Here is a 23397-nt window from a genome sequence, read left to right as displayed (position 1 = left end):
AAAGAAGGTGGAGTATATGGAAAGACTACAAAAAGTTATTGCCAAAAGTGGCGTAACATCAAGAAGAAAAGCGGAGACTCTCATTCAAGATGGACGGGTCAAAGTCAACGGGAAAGTAGTTAAAGAATTAGGAACAAAAGTGTCAAATAACGATGAAGTTGAAGTTGATGATATACTTATAGAAAAAGAAGCACCCATCTATATTATGGTTAATAAACCAAGAAGAGTCTTATCTTCTGTAAAGGATGATAAAGGACGTTCCGTGATTACAGATTTATTAGGAGAGGATATTGAAGAGCGTGTTTATCCTGTTGGCAGATTGGATTATGACACGACTGGATTGTTATTACTAACCAACGATGGATCGTTAACTAACAAACTTATTCACCCTAAATATGGTGTTGATAAAGTCTATGTCGCCAAAGTGAAAGGTATGTTAACTAAACAAGATTTAACGACTTTAAAAAAAGGAGTGACACATGAAGGTGAACGACTTAAGTGTGTCCACGCACGAATACTAGAGGTTGATAAAAAGAAAGAGAAAACAAAGGTTGAATTAACCCTTCATCAAGGTAAAAATAGACAAGTTCGTCGTATGTTCGAAGCGATCGGTTATCGCGTTGAAAAACTAAAGCGTGAACGTTTTGGAACATTAACTTTAGGGAAATTACAGCCAGGAGAGTACCGAGAGTTAACACCTCATGAAGTGAAACAACTCGTTGATCTGACAAATAAAAATGTTAAATAATGTTCAAACACTGATAAAGTGTCTGAAATGCCGAGTGATATAATGACCATTAAGAGGTGGTATAGATGGAAAAGAAGAAGAAACGTTTAGTGTTCAGAACGATTGTTTTATCCGTCTTAGTTCTTACATTAATTTTTGTTTTAGTAGTGAACGCTAATCAAGATAGACCAAAGCTGGAAGAAGGTGATCCAGCACCAAACTTTAAGTTAGATCGCCTAGACCAAGAAGGTGAAACGATAGAATTAGCAGATCTAGAAGGTCAAGGAGTTATGATAAACTTTTGGGCAACTTATTGTGAACCGTGTAAAGAAGAAATGCCATATATGGATCAACTTTATGAAGAATATAACGATCAAGGGATCGAGATTATCGCTGTTAGTGTAGATAAGAATGAGATCGTCATCAATAATTTTTATAATAGTTTAGATTTATCTTTTCCTAGTGTTCACGATAAAAATGAAACCGTAATGGAAGCTTATGAGGTTATACCATTACCTACTTCTTATTTTATTAATCCTGACGGGACGATTGAAAGAGTTGTACAAGGACCATTAACACTTGAGAGATTAGAAGAGTATTTCTTAGAAATATTACCTCAGTAATAAACAAACTATAACATCGTGAGGGGTTTGAATGAGCGTTAAATCAGTAAAATGTGATTGTGGACATATTAACCATGAAGGTACGGTGCTCTGTGAGGCTTGTGGTAAACCAATTGAAGGTAATCAACATATAGATGGTAATGACGAAAAACACGTTTTAGAGATGCGTTATGAAGGTAGTGCAAGACGTTCTAAAACCTATAAAAGAACGTTTATTGATAAAACATGGGCGTTTTTCTCTTCTGTAAAAGTGGGTGTATGGCTGATTGTTATTACACTTGTCTTATCTGCGTTAGGAACCATCTATCCACAAGAGAAATTTAAAAATTCACCACTACCTTCTTCACAATTCTATGTTGAAGAATATGGTCTAACAGGGAAAATCTTTTACCAGTTAGGTTTTCATAATATGTACGATTCTTGGTGGTACATAACATTAGTGGCACTCATAGGTGTATCTTTAATTATTTGTAGTATTGATCGTTATGTACCTTTACGCAGGGCTTTGAAAAATCAAAAAACTAAACGCCATGAAATCTTTGTGAAAAGACAACGATTAGTTAGTGAAGATAACAATCTGACAGAAGATGATTTGAACCAGTTAAAAACAAATCTGAAAAGCAAACGGTATAAAGTATACGAAGATGATGGACATATTATGGCAGAAAAAAACCGTTTCTCAAGATGGGGAGCATATGTGAACCATATCGGTTTAATTATAATTTTGATTGCTGCGATTTTCCGAATGTTTGAGGTTATGCACGTAGAGGATTATGTATGGGTCCGTGAAGGTGAAACGAGAGTTATTCCCAGTACAAATCAGGAGTATTATGTAAAAAATGAAGAGTTTATTTATGAAGTTTATGATCCTGTACAACAGGAACAGTTTAGAATGGCTTTAGAAGATGTTGAAAACCCAGTGCCGAAGAACTTCCAAACAAACGCGATTATCTATAAAGCAGTTGGTGAAACAATAACTGGGCAAGAGCCAGAACTTGAAGAGGTTGAGCGAGGAGAAGTTCGGTTAAACCAACCGGTTACATTTGATGGTTATTCACTGTATCAAGCAGGTACTCAAGTCGAATCCGAGTATGATTCCATGACATTTACGGTTAGTTTAGAAGATGAATCCTTAGGTGAGTTCACATTTGATACAGATGATGCCCCACCTCAGTTCGAGTTGGAAAGTGGTACAACTGTTAATGTAGATGGATGGTTTCCAGAATTAGAGTTCACAGAGAGTGGGCCATCATCATTTTCTAAGTTTCCTAGAAACCCAGGGATGATTCTTTCCGTTGAGAACCCTGAAACAAACAATTTAGAACGTTTTTTCTATTTACAAGAAGACATTGTTCCATTATCGGATGAAAACCAATTAGCTGTTGAAGTGACTGAAGTCGATCGTCGTTCAGCTTCAGGCTTATCCGTAAAAAAGGATTATACATTACCACTCTTTGGAGTTGGTGCGGCTATCTTTATGATAGGTGTTGTCCAAGGACTTTATTGGTACCATCGTCGGATATGGATTCACCCGAAGGATGGCAAATACCTCATTGGTGTTCACACCAATAAAAATTGGTTCGGTATGAAACAGGAACTAGATAAGGTAACAAGTGGAACAAATGTAGGCGAATTTACAGACCAGCAGGAGATGAAATAATAGGTTCATGAATAAGGAGGGATATAATGGATTTTTATTCGATCAGTAGTGGCTTTTTATATGCAACATTTTTTATTTATTTAATTGCGACAGCCTTCTTTGGAATGACGCTTGGAAATAAACGAGATGATAATAAAAAGTCCAAAGCTACTAAATATGCGATGATTTTTACTATCATTGGTTTTATATCACAATTAACGTCATATATTTTCAGATGGTTAGAAGCAGGCCATATACCTGTCAGTAATATGTTTGAATATGTGTACTTCTTTGGCATGATGTTAATTCTGGCTTTTATTGTCATTCATTATGTCTACGGAATATCAGCATTAGGCTTAATTGCTCTGCCAGTTGCGATTGTGGTTATTGGGTACGGAAGTATGTTTCCTCAAGAAGTTGCACCATTAGTGCCATCACTACAGTCTAGTTGGTTGTATATTCACGTCACAACTGTAGGGTTAGCACAAGCGATTTTGGCGATCAGTTTTATAGCTGGAATGCTATTTTTAATTGTTAAAGTTGATCAATCTGTTCGTTCTAAAGAAACAACATTCCTAGAATTAATTATTTATGGTATTCTATCTACAATTGGCTTTATTATACTGTCAACGACGTTTGGAGCAATGGATTACGAGGCAGTATTCACAAAAGAAATTGATGGTTATCAAGAGGAGATAGAATATGACATGCCAGCACTTTTTGCTCCACATGATTCAGAAATCATAACTGAGGACCGTTTTGCCTCTGGTCTTGAAACACCAGGGTGGATGCAAGGAGTCGATGCAGGTCCGAAGCTAAATTCACTGGTTCTATCATTAGTTGTTGGCTTAATTTTATACGCTATAATCCGCTTAATTTTACGTCAACGTGTAGCTGCTTACTTACAACCTAAGTTTGGTAAAATCAGTCCAGATGTCGTAGATGACATTATGTATCGTGCGGTTGCCATTGGTTTTCCGTTATTTACACTTGGTGGCTTAATCTTTGCAGCCATTTGGGCACAAGAAGCTTGGGGCCGTTTTTGGGGATGGGACCCGAAAGAGGTATGGGCACTTGTTACCTGGTTTTTCTACGCTGTATTCCTACACTTAAGATTAGCTAAAGGATGGCACGGTAAGAAATCGGCATGGTTAGCAGTGATTGGCTTTGTTATTATCATGTTTAACCTAATCGTTATTAACTTAGTGATTGCAGGCTTACATTCATATGCATAATTAATTTGAAGTTTAAAGGAGTTGTCTTTATATGTCTGAAGAAACTAGGATTTTAGTTGTAGATGATGAGGAGAGAATTCGTCGTCTATTAAAATTGTACTTATCACGTGAAGGCTTTGAAATTGATGAAGCAGAAGATGGAGATTCTGCTTTATCTAAAGCATTAAAGGTCGATTATGATCTCATTCTTCTTGACTTAATGTTACCAAATAAAGACGGGATGGAAGTGTGTGAAGAGCTTCGTGAACAAAAGGCAACACCTGTAATCATGTTAACAGCGAAAGGTGAAGAATCTAATCGAGTCCATGGTTTTGAAGTTGGAGCAGATGATTATATAGTGAAACCTTTTAGCCCAAGAGAAGTAGTGTTGAGAGTAAAGGCCTTACTTAGACGCGCATCTGCAACTAAATATCTTGAAACAAAACCTGATTCACAAGATGTATTAGTTTTCCCACATCTGACTATCGATAAAGATGCGCATCGTGTACTAGCAGATAATGTTGAAGTGAGTCTGACACCTAAAGAGTACGAACTCCTCTATTATTTAGCTAAATCACCAGATAAAGTATTTGATCGTGAAGAGTTATTAAAAGAAGTGTGGGAATATGAATTCTTTGGTGATCTAAGAACGGTTGATACCCATGTTAAAAGGCTACGAGAAAAGTTAAACAAAGTTTCTGAAGATGCAGCTAAAATGATCGTGACTGTCTGGGGTGTTGGTTATAAGTTTGAGGTTATTGATTCATAATGTTTTGGAAAAGCGTCGTTTTTAAGCTCTGGTTTACGATTATTTTACTAGTGGCTTTCGTCCTCATGATTTTAACAGTTCTTCTCCTTGAATTCTTTGAAAATTTCTATGTAGAGGATGCAGAAATGAATTTGTTAAATCAGGCTGAAAATGTAAAAACTGTCATTGAAGGTCACGAGGATGAAGAACTTGGTATGGAGACGATCAATCAGTTGATGGACCCATCAACTAGAGTGACCGTCTTCTTTGATGAACATCAATATTGGCAAAATCAGTCCTCATTAAACTCTATTATGGATATAGAGCCTAGTTGGTTTATTACTAATTCGGAGATTAACCAAGTTTTTGATGAGGATGAATCGATAAAGAAAATAACTACCTTACCCGAATCTAATCAAGAAATTATAATTGTAGGAATCCCATCAAATGATGGCCAAGGCGCGATCTTCGTCTACCAGTCATTAAATGTTGTTGAACAAACGACTGAGCAAACGACAAAGATCATCTTATTATCCGCTTCAATAGCCATTATTTTAACAACTATTTTTGCATTTTTCTTATCAACAAGAATTACTGCACCTCTAATAAAAATGCGTAAAGCTGCAGCTGAGTTATCGAGGGGAGAATTCCATACAACAGTTCCGGTATTAACATATGACGAAATCGGTGAATTGGCGAACTCATTTAATAGAATGAGAAGGCAACTCAATTACCATATTACAGCATTAAACCAGGAAAAATCGCAGCTATCAAGTATTCTGAAGTCGATGGCCGACGGTGTCATAACTGTTAATAAGAAACAAGAAATTATGCTGATTAATCCACCTGCCGAACATTTTCTTGAGCAATTCTCATATGAAGCCAGTGTGAATGAAGACGCCTTGCCTGATGAACTCATCAATTATTTTAAAAAAGTACAAGCAGGTAAAAAGGAATATTCAGTTGAGCTAACGGTTCAAGGACGCTCGTATGTATTGGTGATGACACCACTTTATGACGAATCAGTCGTAACTGGGACAGTCGCCATAATTCGAGATATGACTGATGAAAGACAGTTAGATAAATTAAGAAAAGACTTTCTAGCAAACGTTTCACATGAACTAAGAACACCGATAGCTATGATGCAAGGTTATTCTGAGGCAATTGTAGATGACGTTGCAGAAACAAAGGAAGAAAAGCAAGAATTAGCAAAGATCATTTATGATGAATCACTTAGAATGAGTCGGCTCGTCAATGAGCTATTGGATTTAGCTAGGATGGAAGCAGGTCATATTCAATTAAGCGTAGAAGAAGTGAGAGTCAACCAATTTATTAATCGGATCACGAAAAAATTCTCATCACTAGCTGATGATAAAAACATTCAATTTACCTCGAATGTTCATTTCGAAAACCTATTGTTAAAGTTTGACCCTGATCGTATTGAACAGGTTTTGACTAATCTTATTGATAATGCCTTTAGACATACACACGAGAGTGGCAAAGTAAATGTTGAAGTATATGATCAAGACGGGGCATTAGTAGTGGATGTAACAGATAATGGATCCGGAATAGCTGAAGAAGACTTACCGTTTATCTTTGAACGCTTCTACAAAAGTGATAAGGCACGGACCCGCTCTGAAAAAGGAACTGGATTAGGGTTATCGATTGCTAAACATATTATAGAGGCACATGGTGGAATGATATACGCTAAAAGTAAATTGGGAGAAGGAACAACTTTCACATTTACGATACCCTATGAAAACTAGTGGTATAGGTGGAGCATTATAGGTTGATAAAAAGTCAATCTATAATGCTCCAAATTTTATGTTAAAATATTTGTAACGTTTTATTGAATTAAAACGACTAATAGTAGTGAACGGGGGCTCGAAGATGAAAAACATCTTTCAGGAGCTTTATGAAGAATATCATCAGGACTTATTTCAATTTATTTTTTATATGGTTAAGGATCAAGCAACTACTGAGGATCTTGTTCAAGAGGTATATATCAAAGTTTTGAAATCATATGATTCTTTTGCTGGCAAAAGTAGCCAAAAGACATGGTTATTCTCAATAGCAAGACATATCACAATTGATTATTTTCGAAAACAAGGGACCAGAAAAAAACATACGGCTGAACGTTATGAGTTTGAAGAATATGGACAGTATATCCAAGATCAGAGCCCAATTCCTGAAGAAGTAGCTGTCAAAAACGAGTCAGTTCAGCAAATGTATCGTTGCTTAGACTTATGTTCTGAAAACCATAAATTGGTTATTGTTTTAAGGTATATACAAGAAATGTCGATTAAAGAAACGGCTAATGTTTTAGGTTGGTCCGAAAGTAAGGTAAAAACAACTCAACATCGGGCTCTTAAACACCTAAGAGACATTATGGAGCAAGCGAAGGAGGGCGTGGAAGATGAGTAAATACGAAAACAAAGATATAGAAAAACTGTTGTCGGAAATGCCCCAAATTAAGGACCAACAGACGTTTGATCATTACTATGATAAAATAGCCGAACAGTTAGACGAAAACGTCCCCAAGCGTCATAAAAAGCCTGTATGGATGCCTTTACTTGCAACAGCCGCCGGGTTATTTTTAGCTTTTATTGTCGGTATGCAGTTTTTTGGTAGCGGTAGTCAAATGGAAGATGCTTCGACTTTTGATGCTAATATGGGTCAATCCACTACCGAAGAAAGAGAAGGTTCAGAAGTAGAAAAAAATACGGACGATGACGCTAACAATTTCTCAAGTATGGATGAAGCTGAGCATTTCAACGAAGATACAGCAGAAGACAGCGGCATGGAGTCAGAAATCACTGATGTTAACTTAGAGTCTAAGGCTTTATATGTTGATGAAGATGAAGCTAATCAGTTTGTCACACTTTATATTCCAGATCATCAATTAGAATACCTAGTTCCAGTGACGGTGCCCAATCCAACAAATCAACCGTATGAAAGTATTGATTATATTACAGAGATCTTTGACCAAATGGATGAATTCCAATCATCTCTTTATGAACCTATTCAATATATTGGTGACCATGAAGATGGCCAGCCTATCATTGAGATTGATAACGATGTAACGGATGAGTATGTTGGTGGAAGTTCGGCAGAGAATTTACTTATAACAGGTATATTAAGCTTTTTTGATCAGTTTGGTATCGATTTAGTCAGGTTTCAAAGTGATCAAAATGAAACCGCTATGCTATCACACTTTGGGGAGTTCGATCAGCTTGAAGTACCTGAACGCGAGCCTGAAATATATCGACTCAAAGAAGTTGATGAGGATAGACAAAGTTATTTAGTGCCTGAACAGATAGAGCCAAGTTATACTTTTGAAGAAGCTTTAGAAATGATGAAAGAGGGTAACGAAACACTCGATATTAAATCTACAATTTATGAGGATTTAGAGCTTGTCATTAATGAATTAGATCAACAGACTGTATCCATTGAACTTGATCCAAGTGAGCCACTTGAACCATCTGAAGATTTATTGACCATGATAGAAGCTATTTTATTTACGGCAAAATCATATGGGTATCAATATGTTGAATTTGATACAGAAGATTCTATCGACCATTTAAACCAGTATTTATTGAATGGATCCACTGAAGTACCTGACTATATCAATCCATTAACTAGATAGAGTTAAATTTTAAGTTGCATTTTTCAAAGCAATACTTCACAAATGATGGGTTATGTTTATTAACTAATCTGTGTGTCGGGCTCAATGACATTATGAGCAATTAGGTGGGGTAAATTGTTCGAGAGTGTGGTGTCAATGCCGTTTTGCCCTGGTGTGAAGCGAAAAACGTAAGAGAGAAGGGGTCTCAATGCCGTTTTGCCCTCGTGTGAAGCGCAAAAGGTCAATGAAAAGCACCACCTAACGAAAAGTTACTGAGCATCATATAGCTTATGTGTTAAACGATAAAAAAGCTGTCCCAGTTGTTTTATACAACATGTGGGACAGCTTATTGTTTCAGTTAGCGATTATAACGGGCAATACAATCATCAATTAATTTGTTCGCCGCTTCTACGCCTTCATATTCACCAATTTCGGTTTTCTTACCTTGTAAGTCCTTATATGTCTGGAAGAAGTGTGCAATTTCATCTAGTTTATGTTTCGGAATATCTTCTAAAGAATGAACATCTTTAAAACGAGGGTCCTCAACCGGTACAGCGATTAGTTTTTGGTCCTCATCACCATCATCGATCATATTTAAGAAACCTAATACACGTGACTCAATTACGCAACCAGGGAAAGTTGGATTAGTTACTAATACTAGTGCATCTAATGGGTCACCATCAAGTGCTAAGGTTTCATCAATATAACCATATTCTCCAGGGTAAAACTGAGGTGAAAAGAGTACACGATCCAGCTTAAATACGCCTTGTTCCTTATCGTACTCATATTTGTTTTGGCTACCAGTAGGAATTTCTACAAATACATCAATAATTTTATTATTTGCCACAATCTGTTCCTCCTTATTCTACTTGTTCGATTACTCATTATATCAATCTTTATATAGTAAGGGAAGAAACAACCATGTTAAAATATAGGAAAGTCTAAAAAATTTGTCTGATTGTGTTAGAAGGGGTGTTTGGGATGAAGAGGGAGGATGTTCAAAAGGTATTATCACCTAAATTTAAGCTTGTAAGAATTGAACAAGAACTAACTCAAGATGAAATGTCCAGGATTCTAGGAATATCGAAAAAGTCATTAATTCAAATTGAGAAAGGGAGAATTCTTGCAAGCTGGACAGTATTAGTGGCATTTGTCGCTTTGTTTAATGAAAGCGCCTTGTTAAAGCAAACTCTCGGCGAAAGAAATCCCGTTGAACTGATCCAATCAGTTGGCCGGACAAGTATTAGGCTCGATATAGATAGATCATCTACTTACTTCCATCAGTTTTGGGAAACGATTGATGAGCGCAAAGGTTTGCAATTACAAAGGCATCATTTCTTCAAACACTATCGAATTATTGATCAAGGACTTATAACTCATTTTCGTTCGACTGATATAGATGAAACGCAGAATATTTTCCTTGATTTAATTAAGAAAAGATGGCCGTAAATCAGCCATCTTGTAGTGGTGTAGGACAAATTTAGTATGAAAAGCGATCGGGATCACCATCAAATGGTTGAGACGCTACTCGAATGGACTCTGTTGGACAGCCATCATGAGCATCCTCTAAATCTTCATGTAATTCCGCTGGTAAATTAATAGTTCCTGTGTTCTGATCTACAACGTTAAAGGCAATCCCTTCTTCATCATAATCGAATAAATCAGGAGCGACTGCCCCACAAGCACCACATGCAATGCAAGTGTCCTTTTCTACAATTGTATACTTTACCATGGTCCTTGCCTCCTAATAAGTATATTATTATAGTAGAGGATTAATTAGTAGTTGTAAACTGTATGAAAATTAAGGGAGAGAAGAGAATGAACTTCGATCTATTTATTTTATATTTATTAAGTCATGTTGAAAATGAGAGAACACCCAATTCAATTTTTTACATGCTGCGTGGGAAAAAATCCTCTCAAGCGATTCAAGATGCTTATTTATTTAAATTATCTCCTTATTTTGGTATATACCCTTCATTGCACAAAGCTACTTATGAGAACGTGATTCGTGAACTTGAGAACAAGAAGTTGATTGTGATAGATTCTAGTCAATTTAACCTTACTAAGTCTGGTCGTGAGCTTTTGAATCAAAAGCATTGGTTTTCTTCTTTATTTTGGAATGGGCAGGAATATCATCAGATGGATCAAAGTTTTCACCAAAAGTTACTTCTACTTTGTCAAACGGCATCTCATTTAAGTTATCGGCAATCGAATTTCATCCCAATTATAGAGGGATTCATCATTCAGCAAGAGGTAAGAAAGCATATTCAACAGATTCGTAATAGTGAAGAAGATTTTAAACCGATATTGAAGGAAGTTTATCAGCTTTTTAGCCAATTAACGACTGAAGAAGCAGAACTCTATAGTCTAACTCTAACTGGTGTAGGTCAAGTGGGGTTGAGTTCAGAGCAATTAGCTGAACGATTTGATCAGTCAGTGCACGTTATTCGTTTAAAAGTAAAATCAATTATACATCAGTTCTTACAAGAGTTAATTAATCATCCGAATTCATATCCGTGGTTAAGTCAATTAGTAGATGACAATGAAAACGACAAGCTGATGAAATCGACAAAAGTAACACTAAATTATATAAAAAAAGGAATGAACATTGAGCAAATTGTTCATAGTCGTGGTCTTAAAAGGAGTACAATAGAAGATCATGTGATAGAAATTGCTACGAAAGACCGTACCTTTTCAATCCGTGATTATGTATCATTAGAATTAGAAGAAATGATTAATCAAGCTATTGACCAAGTAAAGTCCAAAAGGTTGAAAAAAATAAAATCACAACTACCAGAGTCCGTCAGTTATTTTCAAATCCGGTTGGTACTAGCTAAACCAAATAATATAATTGAGGATAAGGAGATAGAGGATCTAAATGTATAAAACAAAAGATACTTTAGAAGAGGCATTAAATATCTATTTTGGCTTTTCTACATTCCGTCAAGGACAAAAAGAGATCATTTCTTCGATCATGAAAGGAAACCATACGCTAGCAACATTACCAACTGGTAGTGGTAAATCTATTTGTTATCAGCTTCCAGCCTTATTAGGAGAAGGGGTCACAGTTGTTATTTCACCACTGATATCCTTAATGGTAGATCAAGTAAAAATTCTGAAATCAAAAGGGATTAAACGTGTAGCAGCCTTAAATAGCTTAATGAATCATCAACAAAAGCAACAGGTATTAACACATCTGCAGCAGTACAAAATTGTTTTTTGTTCTCCAGAAATGATGCAGCAAGAGTTTGTTCTTAATAAGCTGAAAGGATGTCACATTAATTATTTAGTCGTTGACGAAGCTCATTGTATCTCTCAATGGGGTCACGAGTTTCGCCCTGATTATTTAAAGATTAAACAGGTACATAATCAGTTAGGCGAGCCTACCTTATTGGCTTTAAGTGCTACAGCAACGCCTGAAGTTCAAGCCGATATAGTGAAGCACTTAAATCTAGATATGCACAAAATTATCTACCCAATGGACAGAGAAAACATTACTTTTGCAGTTAAACACTTAGACATTCATGAGGATAAAGTAGAAGCTTTAGAAAATCTCCTAAGCAACAATCATGTACCTACGATGATTTACTTTTCAAGTAGGAAAGTTTGTGAAGAAGTAAGTAGGCTTTTACAAGGTAAATTCCCCGATAAAAGTGTGTCATACTATCACGGTGGGATGGAACAAGAGGATCGTTTATTGATTCAACAACAATTTATGTATGATCAGTTGGACATTATTTGTTGTACAAGTGCTTTTGGAATGGGTGTTGATAAGCCTAACATACGATTAGTCATCCATTTTCATATCCCACCAACTATCGAATCATATATTCAAGAGGTAGGACGAGCAGGGCGGGATGGTTACCATTGTGTTGCGTTACTTTTATATCAAAAAGGAGACGAATCTCTTCCTTTTCAACTAATTGGTAATGAACTTCCTGAGGATGAGGAAATTGAACAATTTCCTTTTCAAGAAGATAGTAGCTACTTAAAGGAATTGTTATCTGAAACTAAACATAGATTCTTAACCTTTCAGTTTGATCAGTGGCATCAACTGGGGTTCACGACAGATGATGCGATTTCAAAAATTAAATCATTACGAGATGAACGACTAGCTGTTAAAAGAAATAGTATTATAACCATGGTCAATTGGATAAAAACGGACTCTTGCAGAAGAAAAATGTTATATCAAGGGTTCCAAGATTCATTTTCTAGTCCACTTTCTTTTTGCTGTGACCAGTGCGATTTTGATATCGACCAGTGGAACTGGAAAGAGGAAAAACGCTCAAAAGGTATTGAACTAAACTGGGAAGAGCGACTTAGAATTCTTTTTAATAGAAGGTGATTAATTGAAAAGAAAGAGTCAAGCGGAAGTAGTTAAACAGTTAAGTGACCGGGAGTTGCTTTTAAATGTGTATGCCTCACAAGGGTTGTTCTTATTAATTGCGATCATCGTCGGTTGGTTTTTATTTGACAAGTTAGATGACTTTTTAATCTTGTGGCAGTTCGATTTTGCACAAATATGGTATTATGGCGTAGTTCCGGGGATTATCATTGTTGTAATTGATATAATTTTAATTCAATTTTTACCTAAACAATATTATGACGATGGGGGAATTAACGAAAGACTATTTAAATCAATTTCTATTCCTCATATCTTTATTATTGCTCTCGTGATTGCTATAAGTGAAGAGGTATTATTCCGTGGAGTAATTCATACATTTGCTGGGTTAATTATTGCAAGCTTAATTTTTGCGCTTATTCATTTCAGATATTTAAATAAAATGGTTTTGTTAGTTTCTGTATTGCTTTTGTCATTTGTCATTGGATATATGTATGAGCTGACTCATAATTTACTCGTTCCAATCACAGCGCATTTTATCATTGACTTTTTATTAGGTGTTTATTATCGACTGTTTATGAGGTGACAACACATGAATCAAGATCAGCACTTAATCGATAAAGAAGAATCATTAGACCCGCTAAATTTACCTCCTAGAAGTGAGGTGCATCAAAAAACATCAAAGAGTGAAAAAGGTGTGACGAAAAATCCTCTTTTCATTCATAAATTTATCATACATACCTTATTGATATTGTTCATTTTGTTAATTATCGGTATTCCTTTATACTATCTTTCATTTATTCCAAGTTAAGAAAAATTATTAGGAAAAATAAGTTTCAAGAGTTTTTAATTTCACGGACATGTTTTAGAATATATGATATGGTCAAAGATTTATACATGCCTATACAAGCAATTTTAGTGTAGTTAAAAACATATAATATATAGATGACAATTTTGGGGGTGGTTCACGTGAGACTTGAAAGAATAAGCGTTAACCAGTTTAAGATTTTTCTAACCTATGATGATTTAAAAGACAGAGGTTACTCTAGAGAGGATTTATGGAATAACCTTCCGAAGGCTAATCAGCTTTTTCAGGATATGTTGTATGAAGCATCAGAAGAACTAGAAATGGACTTAGATGGAATGTTAATGGTTCGTGTACACATGCTACAAGCACAAGGAATGATCATTGTGGTTACTCAGGATGAATCCACAAATGATGATGAATATATTGAATTAAAAGTGACGATGGATGAAAGCAAGGAATTAATGTTTGCTTTTGATTCATTCGAATCGATTATTCAAGTATCAAAAACGTTAAGAACAAAGCAGTCTTTAAAAACAACGATTTTTCAACTAGATGGTGATTACTTTATGATGATTTCCGGTGAATCACTATCCAGTGATGAACGTGATGATTTGATTTCGATTATGTCAGAGTTTGCTTCTCCAAGCACTGTGACTTCGCATATTTTACAAGAGTACGGTTCTGTAATCGTCAAAGACCGTGCAATTGAGGTCATGAACCAATATTTTAGTTAATTTTGAGGTGAATTCATTGAAAATTGCTGTTTTATATGGTGGGACATCAAAAGAAAGGGAAGTGTCTCTCTCAACAGGTCAAGGGATTATTGAGGCTTTGAGGCAACTAGGGCATGACGTTCTCGCAATTGATTTTAACCCATCTGAATTAATTAACTTGATTGAACAAATTAAAAGTGTAGATTTAGTATTTATTGGTTTACACGGGAAACAGGGTGAAGACGGTACAGTTCAAGGGATGTTAGATCTTTTAGAGGTTCCATATGTTGGCTCAGGAGTCCTATCCTCATCGCTAGCAATGGATAAAGCCAAGGCGAAACAAGTTTTCTCAATGCATGGTATACCAATTGCCAACAGTCAGACATACTATCATTATGAATCACTAAATGATATTTGTACTAAGATCAAGCGTGATTTTAACTTACCTTTTGTTATTAAGCCTAATCAAGAAGGCTCTACATTAGGTCTGACTGTTTTAGAGGAATGGGATCAATTAGAAGAAGCAGTTCAATTAGGTTTCGCGCATGATTCAGCCATAATCGTGGAAACCTTTATAACAGGGAGAGAGTTAACAGTGGCAGTCCTAGGGAACAAAGGTCAAGAGAAAGCTCTACCAATTATTGAAATTGTTCCAAAGAGTAAATACTACGATTACGAGTCAAAATATGCTGAAGGGGGGAGTGAACACATCGTCCCTGCAGAGATTGATCAGGATTTAACCAAACAAATACAGGATCAAGCAGTTTTAGCTCATCAAGCATTAGGGTGTGAAACTTACTCGAGGGTAGACTTTATCCTAAATAAAAAAGAAAGCCCAATCATTTTAGAGGTCAATACATTACCTGGAATGACACCGACGAGCCTTTATCCAGATGCGGCTGGAGCCATCAATATGACCTATGAAGACATGATTAATCAATTTATTCAATTAACTCTACAGAAATATAAACAATAAATAAAGAATTTTGATAAATTTAACTAGCAATTATATTGCATATTCTTTTTTAAGATGTATACTTATCATTGAAAGAAATAATACTTAAAGATTGTTCTATAGATAATAGGAGGTAAACGAATGGTAGCCGAAAAGCCAGCAGATTCTCAAAATGAACAACCAAACGATATTTTATCATCAACACAGTCAGTGATCCGTGAGGCTTTGGATAAGTTAGGTTATCCAGAAGAAGCGTATGAGCTGATGAAAGAACCTGTTCGAATGGTGACTGTTAGAATTCCAGTTCGAATGGACGATGGTAAAGTTAAAGTTTTTACCGGTTATCGTGCTCAGCATAATGATGCTGTTGGACCAACAAAAGGTGGGGTGCGCTTTCACCCTAATGTCAGTGAAACAGAAGTACGTGCGTTGTCAATCTGGATGACGCTTAAGTCTGGTATTGTTGATTTACCATATGGTGGAGGTAAAGGTGGTATTGTATGTGACCCACGAGAGATGTCTTTTCGTGAGCTAGAAGGTGTCAGCCGTGGATATGTTCGCGCATTGTCACAAGTTGTCGGTCCAACTAAAGATATTCCTGCACCAGACGTATTTACTAATTCACAAATTATGGCTTGGATGATGGACGAATACAGTCGAATTGACGAGTTCAACAGCCCAGGTTTTATTACTGGTAAACCAATTGTTCTTGGTGGTTCACATGGTAGGGAGTCTGCTACAGCAAAAGGTGTTACAATTTGTATTGAAGAAGCATGTAAGAAACGAGGAATTGATCTTAAAGGGGCTCGTGTAATTGTTCAGGGCTTCGGTAATGCAGGAAGTTTCCTAGCTAAATTTATGCATGATATGGGTGCAAAAGTGATCGCGATCTCAGATGCCGAGGGGGCGTTATATGATCCTGAAGGGCTAGATATCGAATATCTCCTCGATCGTCGCGATAGTTTTGGCACAGTCACTAATTTATTTGATGATACGATTACTAATGAAGAAATGTTGGAATTAGAAACGGACATTTTGGTTCCGGCTGCTATTGAAAACCAAATTACCAAAGATAATGCACACAATATCAAAGCAGAAATTGTTGTGGAAGCAGCAAATGGTCCTACTACGTTAGAAGCAACAAAAATCTTAACTGAACGTGATATACTGATTGTCCCAGATGTGTTAGCGTCAGCTGGTGGCGTTACGGTATCCTACTTTGAATGGGTACAAAATAATCAGGGGTATTATTGGAAGGAAGAAGAGGTACAAGAAAAACTACGTGAGGTACTTGTTAAGTCTTTCAATAATGTATATACAACCGCACAAAACCGTCAGATTGATATGCGTCTGGCAGCTTATATGGTCGGTGTTCGTAAGATGACAGAAGCGGCCAGATTTAGAGGTTGGATTTAATCTGAATAGTGTTTTCAAGTTGATTAATAAGAACAAATCTCCTATGATTATTTTGGTAGGGGATTTGTTTTTTTACGGCATTTTTTATATAGGTTTTGTTTCACATGAGTGATATGAAGTTCATTACTTTACAGGTTAGTCGGCTAGTTTCTAATTGACGTTCTGAGCTTCACAAGAAGACGTATCGTTCATGAGACTGCTTCTAATTAACGGTAATAGTTACCCGAGGTGGTGGAACGTTAATTAGATTGCGTCTAATTGACGGTGATGGCTTTACAAGGTGGTGGAACGTTAATTAGACCGATTCTCTCGGACATTTCACGCTTGAAACGGGGCTAAAACGGTCTTGAGACCACGTCTCTCGGACATTTTGCGCTTCAAAGGAAGTCAAAACGTCATTGAGACTCCTACTATCAAACGTTTTTACCGCACCTAATTGCTCATCATGTCATCAAACCCGATCACAGCCAAGTCAATAAACATTACCGATCAAGTGCGTTATAATAACTGAACTACTCTTATAGAAGAACGAGAAGGCTATTAACAATTCTAGACTATTGGACTTAAGGTGTTAGTATTCACTAAATACATATGTCATTTAACTTAGATTAAATATAAAAAGCAATAAATGATATGAAAACCATTAATTACATTAAATATTAGGGGTGTTAGAGATGCAAACGGAAGAAGTCATCATCATAGGAGCTGGTCCTTGTGGGTTATCAGCCGCCCTTGAACTTAAAAGGCAAGGAGTAGATCCATTATTAATTGAGAAGGGGAATGTTGCGAACTCTATATATCATTATCCAACTCATCAAACGTTTTTTAGTACAAGCGAGAAATTAGAAGTTGGTCATATACCGTTTATTTCAGAAAGACAAAAACCGGTGAGAAATGAAGCGCTAACTTATTATCGTACTGTTGCACAAAGAGAGAATTTGCGAATAAATACTTATGAAAAAGTTGAAAAGGTTCATAAAGTTGATAGTGGCTATATCATTCAATCCGAAGTTAAAAACGGTCAGAAAAAAGAATATCAAGCACCTTATCTTATAATTGCTACTGGCTATTATGATCACCCAAACAAACTTAATGTGAAAGGTGAATCACTACCCCATGTTTACCATTATTTCAAAGAAGCTCACCCTTATTATAATCAAAAGGTCGTTGTAATTGGAGGGAAAAATTCAGCAGTTGATGCTACACTTGAGCTTGAGAAAGCAGGGGCCCATGTTACTGTTTTATACCGTGGTAAGGATTATTCACCAAGTGTAAAACCATGGATTTTACCTTTATTCGATTCCCTCATACGCCATGAGAAAGTCGACATGGAGTTCAATGCAGACATTAGGGAAATTACAGAAGATCGTGTTCATTATCAGGTTGACGGTGAATTAAGAAGTGTTGAAGCAGACTTTGTCTTCGCGATGATCGGTTACCATCCTGACCAAGGTTTCTTAACTGACTTAGGAATCGACATTGATAATGAGACGGGAAGACCACACTTTAATGAGCAAACTATGGAGACTAATGTGGATGATATTTATATAGCAGGAGTCATAGCCGCAGGTTATAATAATAATGAGATCTTTATAGAAAACGGTCGTTACCACGGCGAGCTAATTGCAAAAGACATTCTACAAAAACGAAATGGTCGGTGAATATAATGAGCAAAGTCGTATTAATCACTACAGGTGGTACGATTGCAAGCAAGCCGAAAGAACCCAGTGGAAAACTTTCATCCGGTGAAATGACTGGTGAAGAGTTAGCTGCTAATTGTGATCTACCAAAAGATATTGAGGTTGTTATTGATTCAGCATTCCAGAAGCCAAGTATTCATCTAGATTCTCAGGATTGGATAAAGTTAAAAAATAAAATCGAGCACCACTTTAAAGATGAATCAGTGAGTGGAGTTGTGGTCACACATGGAACAGATACCATTGAGGAAACTGCTTATTTCTTAGATCTGACTGTCCAAGATGATCGCCCGGTTGTTATAACGGGATCGCAGCGTTCAATTACAGATTTAGGTAGTGACGTCTATATTAATTTAAGACACGCAATCTATTCTGCTTGTAGCCCAGATTTAATTGGTGCTGGGGCCGTTGTCGTTTTTAATGAGAGAATCTTTGCAGCTAAGTATGTAAAGAAAGAACATGCAAGTAATATCCAAGGATTTAACTCTTTCGGGTTTGGTTACTTAGGTATTATTGATAATGACTTAGTGGAAATTTACCAAAAACCGTTAAAACGCGAAGTCTACACAATTAACCATCAACTTCCGCGTGTGGATATAATTAAGTGTTATACGGATGGAGATGGTGTCTTACTTCAAGGCTTAGTCCAGGCCGGGGCTAAAGGGATTATTTTAGAAGGTGTTGGTAGAGGTCAAGTACCACCTAAAATGATGCCGGCAATAAGAGAGTGTTTGAATCAAAATATAGTGGTTGTGATTACTACCGCTTCAGAAGAAGGCGCTGTTTATCCAACGTATGATTATGAAGGAAGTGCTTATCAGCTCATCCAAGAAGGAGTCGTGCTAGGTAGTGATTATGACAGTAAAAAGGCAAGAGTTAAATTGGCTGTACAACTAGCAGCCGGTACTGATAACTTTCATTTTTAGCATAACTAAGGTCGATAGAATAAGATATCGACCTTAGTTTTTTTATTTTAGAAGAATATTACGTCCAAAGATACAAAAAATAAGCATCAAGATTAGACAGAATGAGGAGGATTAAACATTGAGCAGGAAACCTGTTTTGGCAAAACTATTACTACTTATGGTATTAAGTGTTGGAATGACGACATTTGTCCCCGAACATCAAGTAGAAGGATTTAGTGAACAAGTCATTCAAAAAGGGGCAACAGGTGACGATGTCATTGAGTTACAAGCTAGACTTCAATATATCGGTTTTTATAACGGAAAAATTGATGGTGTTTTTGGTTGGGAAACCTACTGGGCTGTTATTAACTTTCAAGAGGAGTTTGACTTGGAGTTAGTTGATGGTTTAGTAGGGGAAAAGACAAAAGATATGTTATTACGTGCAACAGAATTTGATAAAGAATGGGTACACGAACAGATTCGAAGTGGCAAGGATTTTACACATTACGGAGGGCAAGAGCCATATGCTCCTCGAGACCAAAAGGAAGGGGATAAAGGGGAGCAGCCACCTGAAGGACAAGCAGAACAACCACAGGAAGGTCAACCTGATGGTGAACAACAGCCACAAGAAGGCGAACAACCTCAAGAAGGAGAAGGAACCCCCGAAGAACAGCCAGATCAAGGTGCACAACAAGCACCTGAAGATGAAGAGGCAGTTCCGGAAGAGGCACCACAAGAAGAAGCACCTGAAGAAGAAGGAGCTCCTGGGGAGTCAGCTGTTAATGTACCAGGAGGTTTCTCACAGAATGATATCGAGCTAATGGCAAAAGCAGTTTATGCTGAAGGGCGTGGTGAGCCTTATAACGGACAGGTGGCCATTGCAGCAGTTATTTTGAATCGTTTGGAAAGCGACGAATTTCCAGACTCTATTTCAGGCATCATCTATGAACCATTAGCATTTGAGGCAGTTGATGATGGACAAATTAACTTAGAGCCTGATGAACAATCTAGAGAGGCTGTTATGGATGCCATAAATGGTTGGGATCCTTCGGGTGATGCGATTTATTATTTCAACCCTGATACAGCAACCTCTGATTGGATTTGGTCACGTCCACAAATTAAACGTATTGGTAAGCATATTTTTATGAAATAAAAGGAGTGAACTAAATGAGTGGAGCACTAAGGTGGATTATTTATGTTGTTCTCTTGATTGGTGTTATTGGTGCTGTTATTTGGGGTTATCAAGAACAACAAGAGAAAAATGCTGTATTAATAAAGGCTGAAAACAACTACCAACGCGCTTTCCACGACTTGAGTTATCGCGTTGATTTATTAAATGAAAAGATAGATACCGTATTAGCTATGAACACACCAGATAGACTCTCACCTCAAATGACTGATATTTGGAAAATTACATCTGAAGCACAGGCAGATGTCGCACAATTACCTTTAACCTTATTGCCTTTCAATAAAACGGAAGAGTTTCTAAGTAATATTGGTGATTTTGCCTATGAAGTTGCAATCCGAGGTCTAGATGATGATCCTTTAGATGATGAAGAGATGGAAGTGTTACGAGAATTAAGTGAGCAATCTGACGAAGTTAGAAGTGACTTACGATCAGTTCAACACCAAGTATTAAATGATGGTCTAAGATGGATGGATGTTGAAGTTGAACTGGCGACTAACGAACCAAGAGATAACTCAATTATAGATGGAATGCAAACGATAGAGAAAAATGCGGAAAGCTATGATGTATTTAATGAAACTGCTGGACTAACAGTTACTCCTGATGAACAAGATGAAATTCAATTAGAAGGTGAAGATCACACGGAAGAAGAGGTTAGTCAAAAGATTAGAGAGTTTTTTGAGCTTGATGATAATGTTGAGCTAACGATCACAGAGACGGGTGAAGGGGCAGATTTACCTATGTTTAACGTCTCTTTTGATACAGAGGAGTTGCATGGCTATGCAGAGGTTACCAAACAAGGTGGTCATGTGTTGTCATATTTATTAAGTCGAGACTTAGAAGAAAATGAAATTGGCTTACATGAAGGAATGAATCAAGCTCAAGAGCTCCTTGATGACCTTGATTTTGATGATCTAGATGTTGTCGAAAGTATCCAATATGATAAAGTGGGCGTATATGAATTTGTACACAAGGAAGATGATATTTTATACTACCCGGACGGCATTCAAGTTAAAGTTGCGTTGGATACCGGAGAAATCATTGGGTTAACCGCTAGAGACTATGTATTGAACCAAGAAACGCGAACAGATCTAGATTTTGAAGCATCCTTAACACCAGAAGAAGCTAAAGAGGAAGTAAATCCGAACCTAGAAATTTATGAAGAACGATTAACGGTTATAGAGAATGATTTAGGAGAAGAGGTACTTACTTATGAAATCATAGGTACAATCGACTCAACAACTTACCGAGTTTTCATCAATGCAGATACTGGCTTTGAAGAAAGAGTTGAACGCTTAAAACAAAGCGAAGAAGTTTATAGTTAACACAAATAACTAAGGAAAAGACAAAGTTTGTCTTTTCCTTTTTATACTTTTTTGTCATAATAAGATTAACTCGGGTAAAAGGGGAAGTGAGTATGTTTTCAGTTGGTATGAAGCTAACCATTGAAACATTTATAGACAATGAAGTCAAAGAGACGTTCCAAGCAACTATTGTTGACTTAACTAAAAAGAAAATATTTATGGATTTTCCAATTAATCAAGACACGGGGAGAACAGGATATTTCTTAGAAGGATCACAAATTAGAGTCTCATTTATTAGTAAAGGAGTAGTCTACAGGTTTCAAACGGAAATAAAAGGTCGTAAAAAGCTGACGATTCCTGTATTAGAAATTCCATATCCGAAAAAAGATGAATTGATTAAAATCCAACGCAGAAAATTTGTAAGAATTGATAAATCACTTGATATTGCTATTTATTCATTAGAACGCGATATAGAACCACTAATCTCTCGAACAATTGACATCAGTGGTGGAGGTGTAGCTGTTCGAGCTGATACTTGTCAATTTGAACAGGGAGAAGAGCTGGATATTATGATTGTTCTTCCAGTTGAAATTAACCATTATGCTTACCTCTCCATGAAAGGTGAGGTTATAAGTTATACGGTGATTGATGGCCTTGAAACTACATATAAATTATCTATTAAATTCAAATCAATTAAAGAGGAGACGCAAGAGAAGATTATAAAATATTGTTTTGACGAACAATTAGAAAGAAGAAGGAAGCTTAGAGTATCAAAATAGGAATACAGTCATAAACAGAATTTTTAGGAGGATTAAGATGAAAGTAGCAATCGATGGACCAGCAGCCGCAGGTAAAAGTACTGTTGCTAAAAAAATTGCTAAACAACTAAATTATTTATATATTGATACAGGCGCTATGTACCGGGCTTTAACCCTGGCCGCCTTAAGAGAAAATATTGACTTGGAAAACGAAGAAGACCTCGCTAAGTTATCACAAAATGTTGTGATTTCGTTCCGCCATAAAGAGGACGGTCAAGAAGTATTGTTAAATGACGAAAATGTATCAAAAGCCATTAGAGAAGACGATGTAACTAATAATGTGTCCATTGTAGCCAAACATAAGAAAGTTAGAGAGAAAATGGTACAAATGCAAAGAGAGCTTGCAGATGAGGCAAATGTCGTAGTTGACGGACGTGATATTGGAACCTATGTCTTACCTGAAGCAGAGGTTAAAATATTTTTAGTTGCTTCTGTAACTGAACGGGCTGAAAGACGTCATAAAGAAAACCTTGATCAAGGTATGGATTCTAACCTCGAACAATTAAAACAGGAAATTGAACGGCGTGATAAAATTGATTCTGAGCGAGAAATGGCACCATTAACCAAAGCTCAAGATGCAATTGAAATTGATACGACTTCTTTAACAATTGATAAGGTAGTAGATAAAATTTTGACGATCATTAAACGTCAAACTAATGCTAAAGGAGTTTAAGAAT

At 36.5% G+C, this 23397-nt stretch carries 24 protein-coding genes; 22 read left to right on the top strand and 2 right to left on the bottom strand.

The window, feature by feature from the left end; all coding sequences use genetic code 11:
- Positions 1-16: 16 nt before the first annotated feature.
- The 8 genes from HWQ49_RS02865 (at position 17) to HWQ49_RS02830 (ending at position 8597) form a co-directional block, all read left to right on the top strand.
- Entirely contained in the window at positions 17-748 is a 732-nt protein-coding gene (locus HWQ49_RS02865; RefSeq protein ID WP_188206052.1) for a pseudouridine synthase, read from the top strand.
- Positions 749-813: 65 nt separating this feature from the next.
- Positions 814-1350 (top strand): thiol-disulfide oxidoreductase ResA, encoded by a 537-nt coding sequence (gene resA, locus HWQ49_RS02860; RefSeq protein ID WP_188206051.1) that lies wholly within the window; start codon positions 814-816, stop codon positions 1348-1350.
- 31 nt (positions 1351-1381) lie between these two features.
- Positions 1382-3010 carry a cytochrome c biogenesis protein ResB gene (gene resB, locus HWQ49_RS02855; RefSeq protein ID WP_188206050.1) on the top strand — a complete coding sequence of 543 codons (1629 nt, stop codon included), beginning with the start codon at positions 1382-1384 and terminating at the stop codon, positions 3008-3010.
- Positions 3011-3036: 26 nt separating this feature from the next.
- Positions 3037-4224 (top strand): cytochrome c biogenesis protein CcsA, encoded by a 1188-nt coding sequence (gene ccsA, locus HWQ49_RS02850; RefSeq protein WP_188206049.1) that lies wholly within the window; start codon positions 3037-3039, stop codon positions 4222-4224.
- A 31-nt stretch (positions 4225-4255) separates the two neighbouring features.
- On the top strand, positions 4256-4972 hold the full coding sequence (locus tag HWQ49_RS02845) for a response regulator transcription factor (RefSeq protein WP_188206048.1): 717 nt from the start codon (positions 4256-4258) through the stop codon (positions 4970-4972).
- The gene (locus HWQ49_RS02840; RefSeq protein ID WP_223154958.1) at positions 4972-6717 is read left to right on the top strand and encodes an ATP-binding protein; all 1746 of its coding nucleotides are present in this window, start codon (positions 4972-4974) and stop codon (positions 6715-6717) included. Before HWQ49_RS02845 ends, HWQ49_RS02840 begins: the two co-directional genes overlap by 1 nt.
- A gap of 124 nt (positions 6718-6841) precedes the next feature.
- On the top strand, positions 6842-7375 hold the full coding sequence (locus HWQ49_RS02835; protein ID WP_188206047.1) for an RNA polymerase sigma factor SigX: 534 nt from the start codon (positions 6842-6844) through the stop codon (positions 7373-7375).
- Positions 7368-8597 (top strand): hypothetical protein, encoded by a 1230-nt coding sequence (locus HWQ49_RS02830; RefSeq protein WP_188206046.1) that lies wholly within the window; start codon positions 7368-7370, stop codon positions 8595-8597. The genes HWQ49_RS02835 and HWQ49_RS02830 overlap by 8 nt, the downstream gene beginning before the upstream one ends.
- Positions 8598-8934: 337 nt before the next feature.
- On the opposite strand, the gene HWQ49_RS02825 is transcribed toward HWQ49_RS02830, so the two are convergent.
- Positions 8935-9426 carry an inorganic diphosphatase gene (locus HWQ49_RS02825; RefSeq protein ID WP_188206517.1) on the bottom strand — a complete coding sequence of 164 codons (492 nt, stop codon included), beginning with the start codon at positions 9424-9426 and terminating at the stop codon, positions 8935-8937.
- 131 nt (positions 9427-9557) lie between these two features.
- On the opposite strand from HWQ49_RS02825, the gene HWQ49_RS02820 reads away from it, so the two are divergent.
- A complete protein-coding gene (locus HWQ49_RS02820) occupies positions 9558-10025 on the top strand; it encodes a helix-turn-helix transcriptional regulator (RefSeq protein WP_188206045.1) in 468 nt (155 codons plus the stop codon).
- A gap of 31 nt (positions 10026-10056) precedes the next feature.
- Here the strand turns inward: HWQ49_RS02820 and HWQ49_RS02815 are convergent, their stop codons facing one another.
- Positions 10057-10308 carry a ferredoxin gene (locus HWQ49_RS02815; protein WP_188206044.1) on the bottom strand — a complete coding sequence of 84 codons (252 nt, stop codon included), beginning with the start codon at positions 10306-10308 and terminating at the stop codon, positions 10057-10059.
- An 86-nt stretch (positions 10309-10394) separates the two neighbouring features.
- Here HWQ49_RS02815 and HWQ49_RS02810 point away from each other — a divergent pair, with 86 nt between their 5' ends.
- The 13 genes from HWQ49_RS02810 (at position 10395) to cmk (ending at position 23393) form a co-directional block, all read left to right on the top strand.
- Positions 10395-11462 (top strand): helix-turn-helix domain-containing protein, encoded by a 1068-nt coding sequence (locus tag HWQ49_RS02810; RefSeq protein ID WP_188206043.1) that lies wholly within the window; start codon positions 10395-10397, stop codon positions 11460-11462.
- Complete coding sequence (locus HWQ49_RS02805; protein WP_188206042.1) at positions 11455-12921, top strand: RecQ family ATP-dependent DNA helicase; 1467 nt, start codon at positions 11455-11457, stop codon at positions 12919-12921. The genes HWQ49_RS02810 and HWQ49_RS02805 overlap by 8 nt, the downstream gene beginning before the upstream one ends.
- Before the next feature lie 4 nt (positions 12922-12925).
- Positions 12926-13504, top strand: a complete 579-nt coding sequence (locus HWQ49_RS02800) for a CPBP family intramembrane glutamic endopeptidase (RefSeq protein ID WP_188206041.1) — start codon at positions 12926-12928, stop codon at positions 13502-13504.
- 6 nt (positions 13505-13510) lie between these two features.
- Positions 13511-13729, top strand: coding sequence for a hypothetical protein (locus tag HWQ49_RS02795; protein WP_188206040.1), 219 nt, complete (start codon positions 13511-13513; stop codon positions 13727-13729).
- Between the two features lie 158 nt (positions 13730-13887).
- Complete coding sequence (locus tag HWQ49_RS02790) at positions 13888-14460, top strand: adaptor protein MecA (RefSeq protein WP_188206039.1); 573 nt, start codon at positions 13888-13890, stop codon at positions 14458-14460.
- A 16-nt stretch (positions 14461-14476) separates the two neighbouring features.
- On the top strand, positions 14477-15415 hold the full coding sequence (locus HWQ49_RS02785) for a D-alanine--D-alanine ligase family protein (protein WP_188206038.1): 939 nt from the start codon (positions 14477-14479) through the stop codon (positions 15413-15415).
- A gap of 120 nt (positions 15416-15535) precedes the next feature.
- The gene (locus tag HWQ49_RS02780; protein WP_188206037.1) at positions 15536-16810 is read left to right on the top strand and encodes a Glu/Leu/Phe/Val family dehydrogenase; all 1275 of its coding nucleotides are present in this window, start codon (positions 15536-15538) and stop codon (positions 16808-16810) included.
- Positions 16811-17484: 674 nt separating this feature from the next.
- Positions 17485-18471 carry a YpdA family putative bacillithiol disulfide reductase gene (locus HWQ49_RS02775; protein ID WP_188206036.1) on the top strand — a complete coding sequence of 329 codons (987 nt, stop codon included), beginning with the start codon at positions 17485-17487 and terminating at the stop codon, positions 18469-18471.
- 5 nt (positions 18472-18476) lie between these two features.
- A complete protein-coding gene (locus HWQ49_RS02770; RefSeq protein WP_188206035.1) occupies positions 18477-19433 on the top strand; it encodes an asparaginase in 957 nt (318 codons plus the stop codon).
- Positions 19434-19551: 118 nt separating this feature from the next.
- Positions 19552-20565: a spore cortex-lytic enzyme gene (gene sleB, locus HWQ49_RS02765; protein ID WP_223154954.1), complete on the top strand. Its 1014-nt coding sequence runs from the start codon at positions 19552-19554 to the stop codon at positions 20563-20565.
- 14 nt (positions 20566-20579) lie between these two features.
- The gene (ypeB, locus tag HWQ49_RS02760) at positions 20580-21923 is read left to right on the top strand and encodes a germination protein YpeB (protein WP_188206034.1); all 1344 of its coding nucleotides are present in this window, start codon (positions 20580-20582) and stop codon (positions 21921-21923) included.
- Between the two features lie 92 nt (positions 21924-22015).
- Complete coding sequence (locus HWQ49_RS02755; protein ID WP_188206033.1) at positions 22016-22681, top strand: flagellar brake protein; 666 nt, start codon at positions 22016-22018, stop codon at positions 22679-22681.
- Positions 22682-22718: 37 nt separating this feature from the next.
- A complete protein-coding gene (gene cmk, locus HWQ49_RS02750) occupies positions 22719-23393 on the top strand; it encodes a (d)CMP kinase (protein WP_188206032.1) in 675 nt (224 codons plus the stop codon).
- The last annotated feature ends 4 nt before the right edge of the window (positions 23394-23397 follow it).

Source organism: Alkalibacillus aidingensis (genome assembly GCF_014595945.1).
Classification (GTDB): Bacteria; Bacillota; Bacilli; order Bacillales; family Alkalibacillaceae; genus Alkalibacillus; species Alkalibacillus aidingensis.
This window is presented reverse-complemented; position numbering and strand designations above follow the sequence as displayed.

What these genes read in the sequence shown, in the direction of transcription:
- HWQ49_RS02805 (WP_188206042.1), top strand. Translation starts at nt 11,455, where the DNA reads ATGTATAAAACAAAAGATACTTTAGAAGAGGCATTAAATATCTATTTT.
- resB (WP_188206050.1), top strand. Translation starts at nt 1,382, where the DNA reads ATGAGCGTTAAATCAGTAAAATGTGATTGTGGACATATTAACCATGAA.
- HWQ49_RS02865 (WP_188206052.1), top strand. Translation starts at nt 17, where the DNA reads ATGGAAAGACTACAAAAAGTTATTGCCAAAAGTGGCGTAACATCAAGA.
- HWQ49_RS02830 (WP_188206046.1), top strand. Translation starts at nt 7,368, where the DNA reads ATGAGTAAATACGAAAACAAAGATATAGAAAAACTGTTGTCGGAAATG.
- HWQ49_RS02775 (WP_188206036.1), top strand. Translation starts at nt 17,485, where the DNA reads ATGCAAACGGAAGAAGTCATCATCATAGGAGCTGGTCCTTGTGGGTTA.
- HWQ49_RS02780 (WP_188206037.1), top strand. Translation starts at nt 15,536, where the DNA reads ATGGTAGCCGAAAAGCCAGCAGATTCTCAAAATGAACAACCAAACGAT.
- HWQ49_RS02835 (WP_188206047.1), top strand. Translation starts at nt 6,842, where the DNA reads ATGAAAAACATCTTTCAGGAGCTTTATGAAGAATATCATCAGGACTTA.
- resA (WP_188206051.1), top strand. Translation starts at nt 814, where the DNA reads ATGGAAAAGAAGAAGAAACGTTTAGTGTTCAGAACGATTGTTTTATCC.
- ypeB (WP_188206034.1), top strand. Translation starts at nt 20,580, where the DNA reads ATGAGTGGAGCACTAAGGTGGATTATTTATGTTGTTCTCTTGATTGGT.
- cmk (WP_188206032.1), top strand. Translation starts at nt 22,719, where the DNA reads ATGAAAGTAGCAATCGATGGACCAGCAGCCGCAGGTAAAAGTACTGTT.
- HWQ49_RS02845 (WP_188206048.1), top strand. Translation starts at nt 4,256, where the DNA reads ATGTCTGAAGAAACTAGGATTTTAGTTGTAGATGATGAGGAGAGAATT.
- HWQ49_RS02770 (WP_188206035.1), top strand. Translation starts at nt 18,477, where the DNA reads ATGAGCAAAGTCGTATTAATCACTACAGGTGGTACGATTGCAAGCAAG.
- HWQ49_RS02840 (WP_223154958.1), top strand. Translation starts at nt 4,972, where the DNA reads ATGTTTTGGAAAAGCGTCGTTTTTAAGCTCTGGTTTACGATTATTTTA.
- HWQ49_RS02795 (WP_188206040.1), top strand. Translation starts at nt 13,511, where the DNA reads ATGAATCAAGATCAGCACTTAATCGATAAAGAAGAATCATTAGACCCG.
- ccsA (WP_188206049.1), top strand. Translation starts at nt 3,037, where the DNA reads ATGGATTTTTATTCGATCAGTAGTGGCTTTTTATATGCAACATTTTTT.
- HWQ49_RS02755 (WP_188206033.1), top strand. Translation starts at nt 22,016, where the DNA reads ATGTTTTCAGTTGGTATGAAGCTAACCATTGAAACATTTATAGACAAT.
- HWQ49_RS02815 (WP_188206044.1), bottom strand. Translation starts at nt 10,308, where the DNA reads ATGGTAAAGTATACAATTGTAGAAAAGGACACTTGCATTGCATGTGGT.
- HWQ49_RS02820 (WP_188206045.1), top strand. Translation starts at nt 9,558, where the DNA reads ATGAAGAGGGAGGATGTTCAAAAGGTATTATCACCTAAATTTAAGCTT.
- HWQ49_RS02810 (WP_188206043.1), top strand. Translation starts at nt 10,395, where the DNA reads ATGAACTTCGATCTATTTATTTTATATTTATTAAGTCATGTTGAAAAT.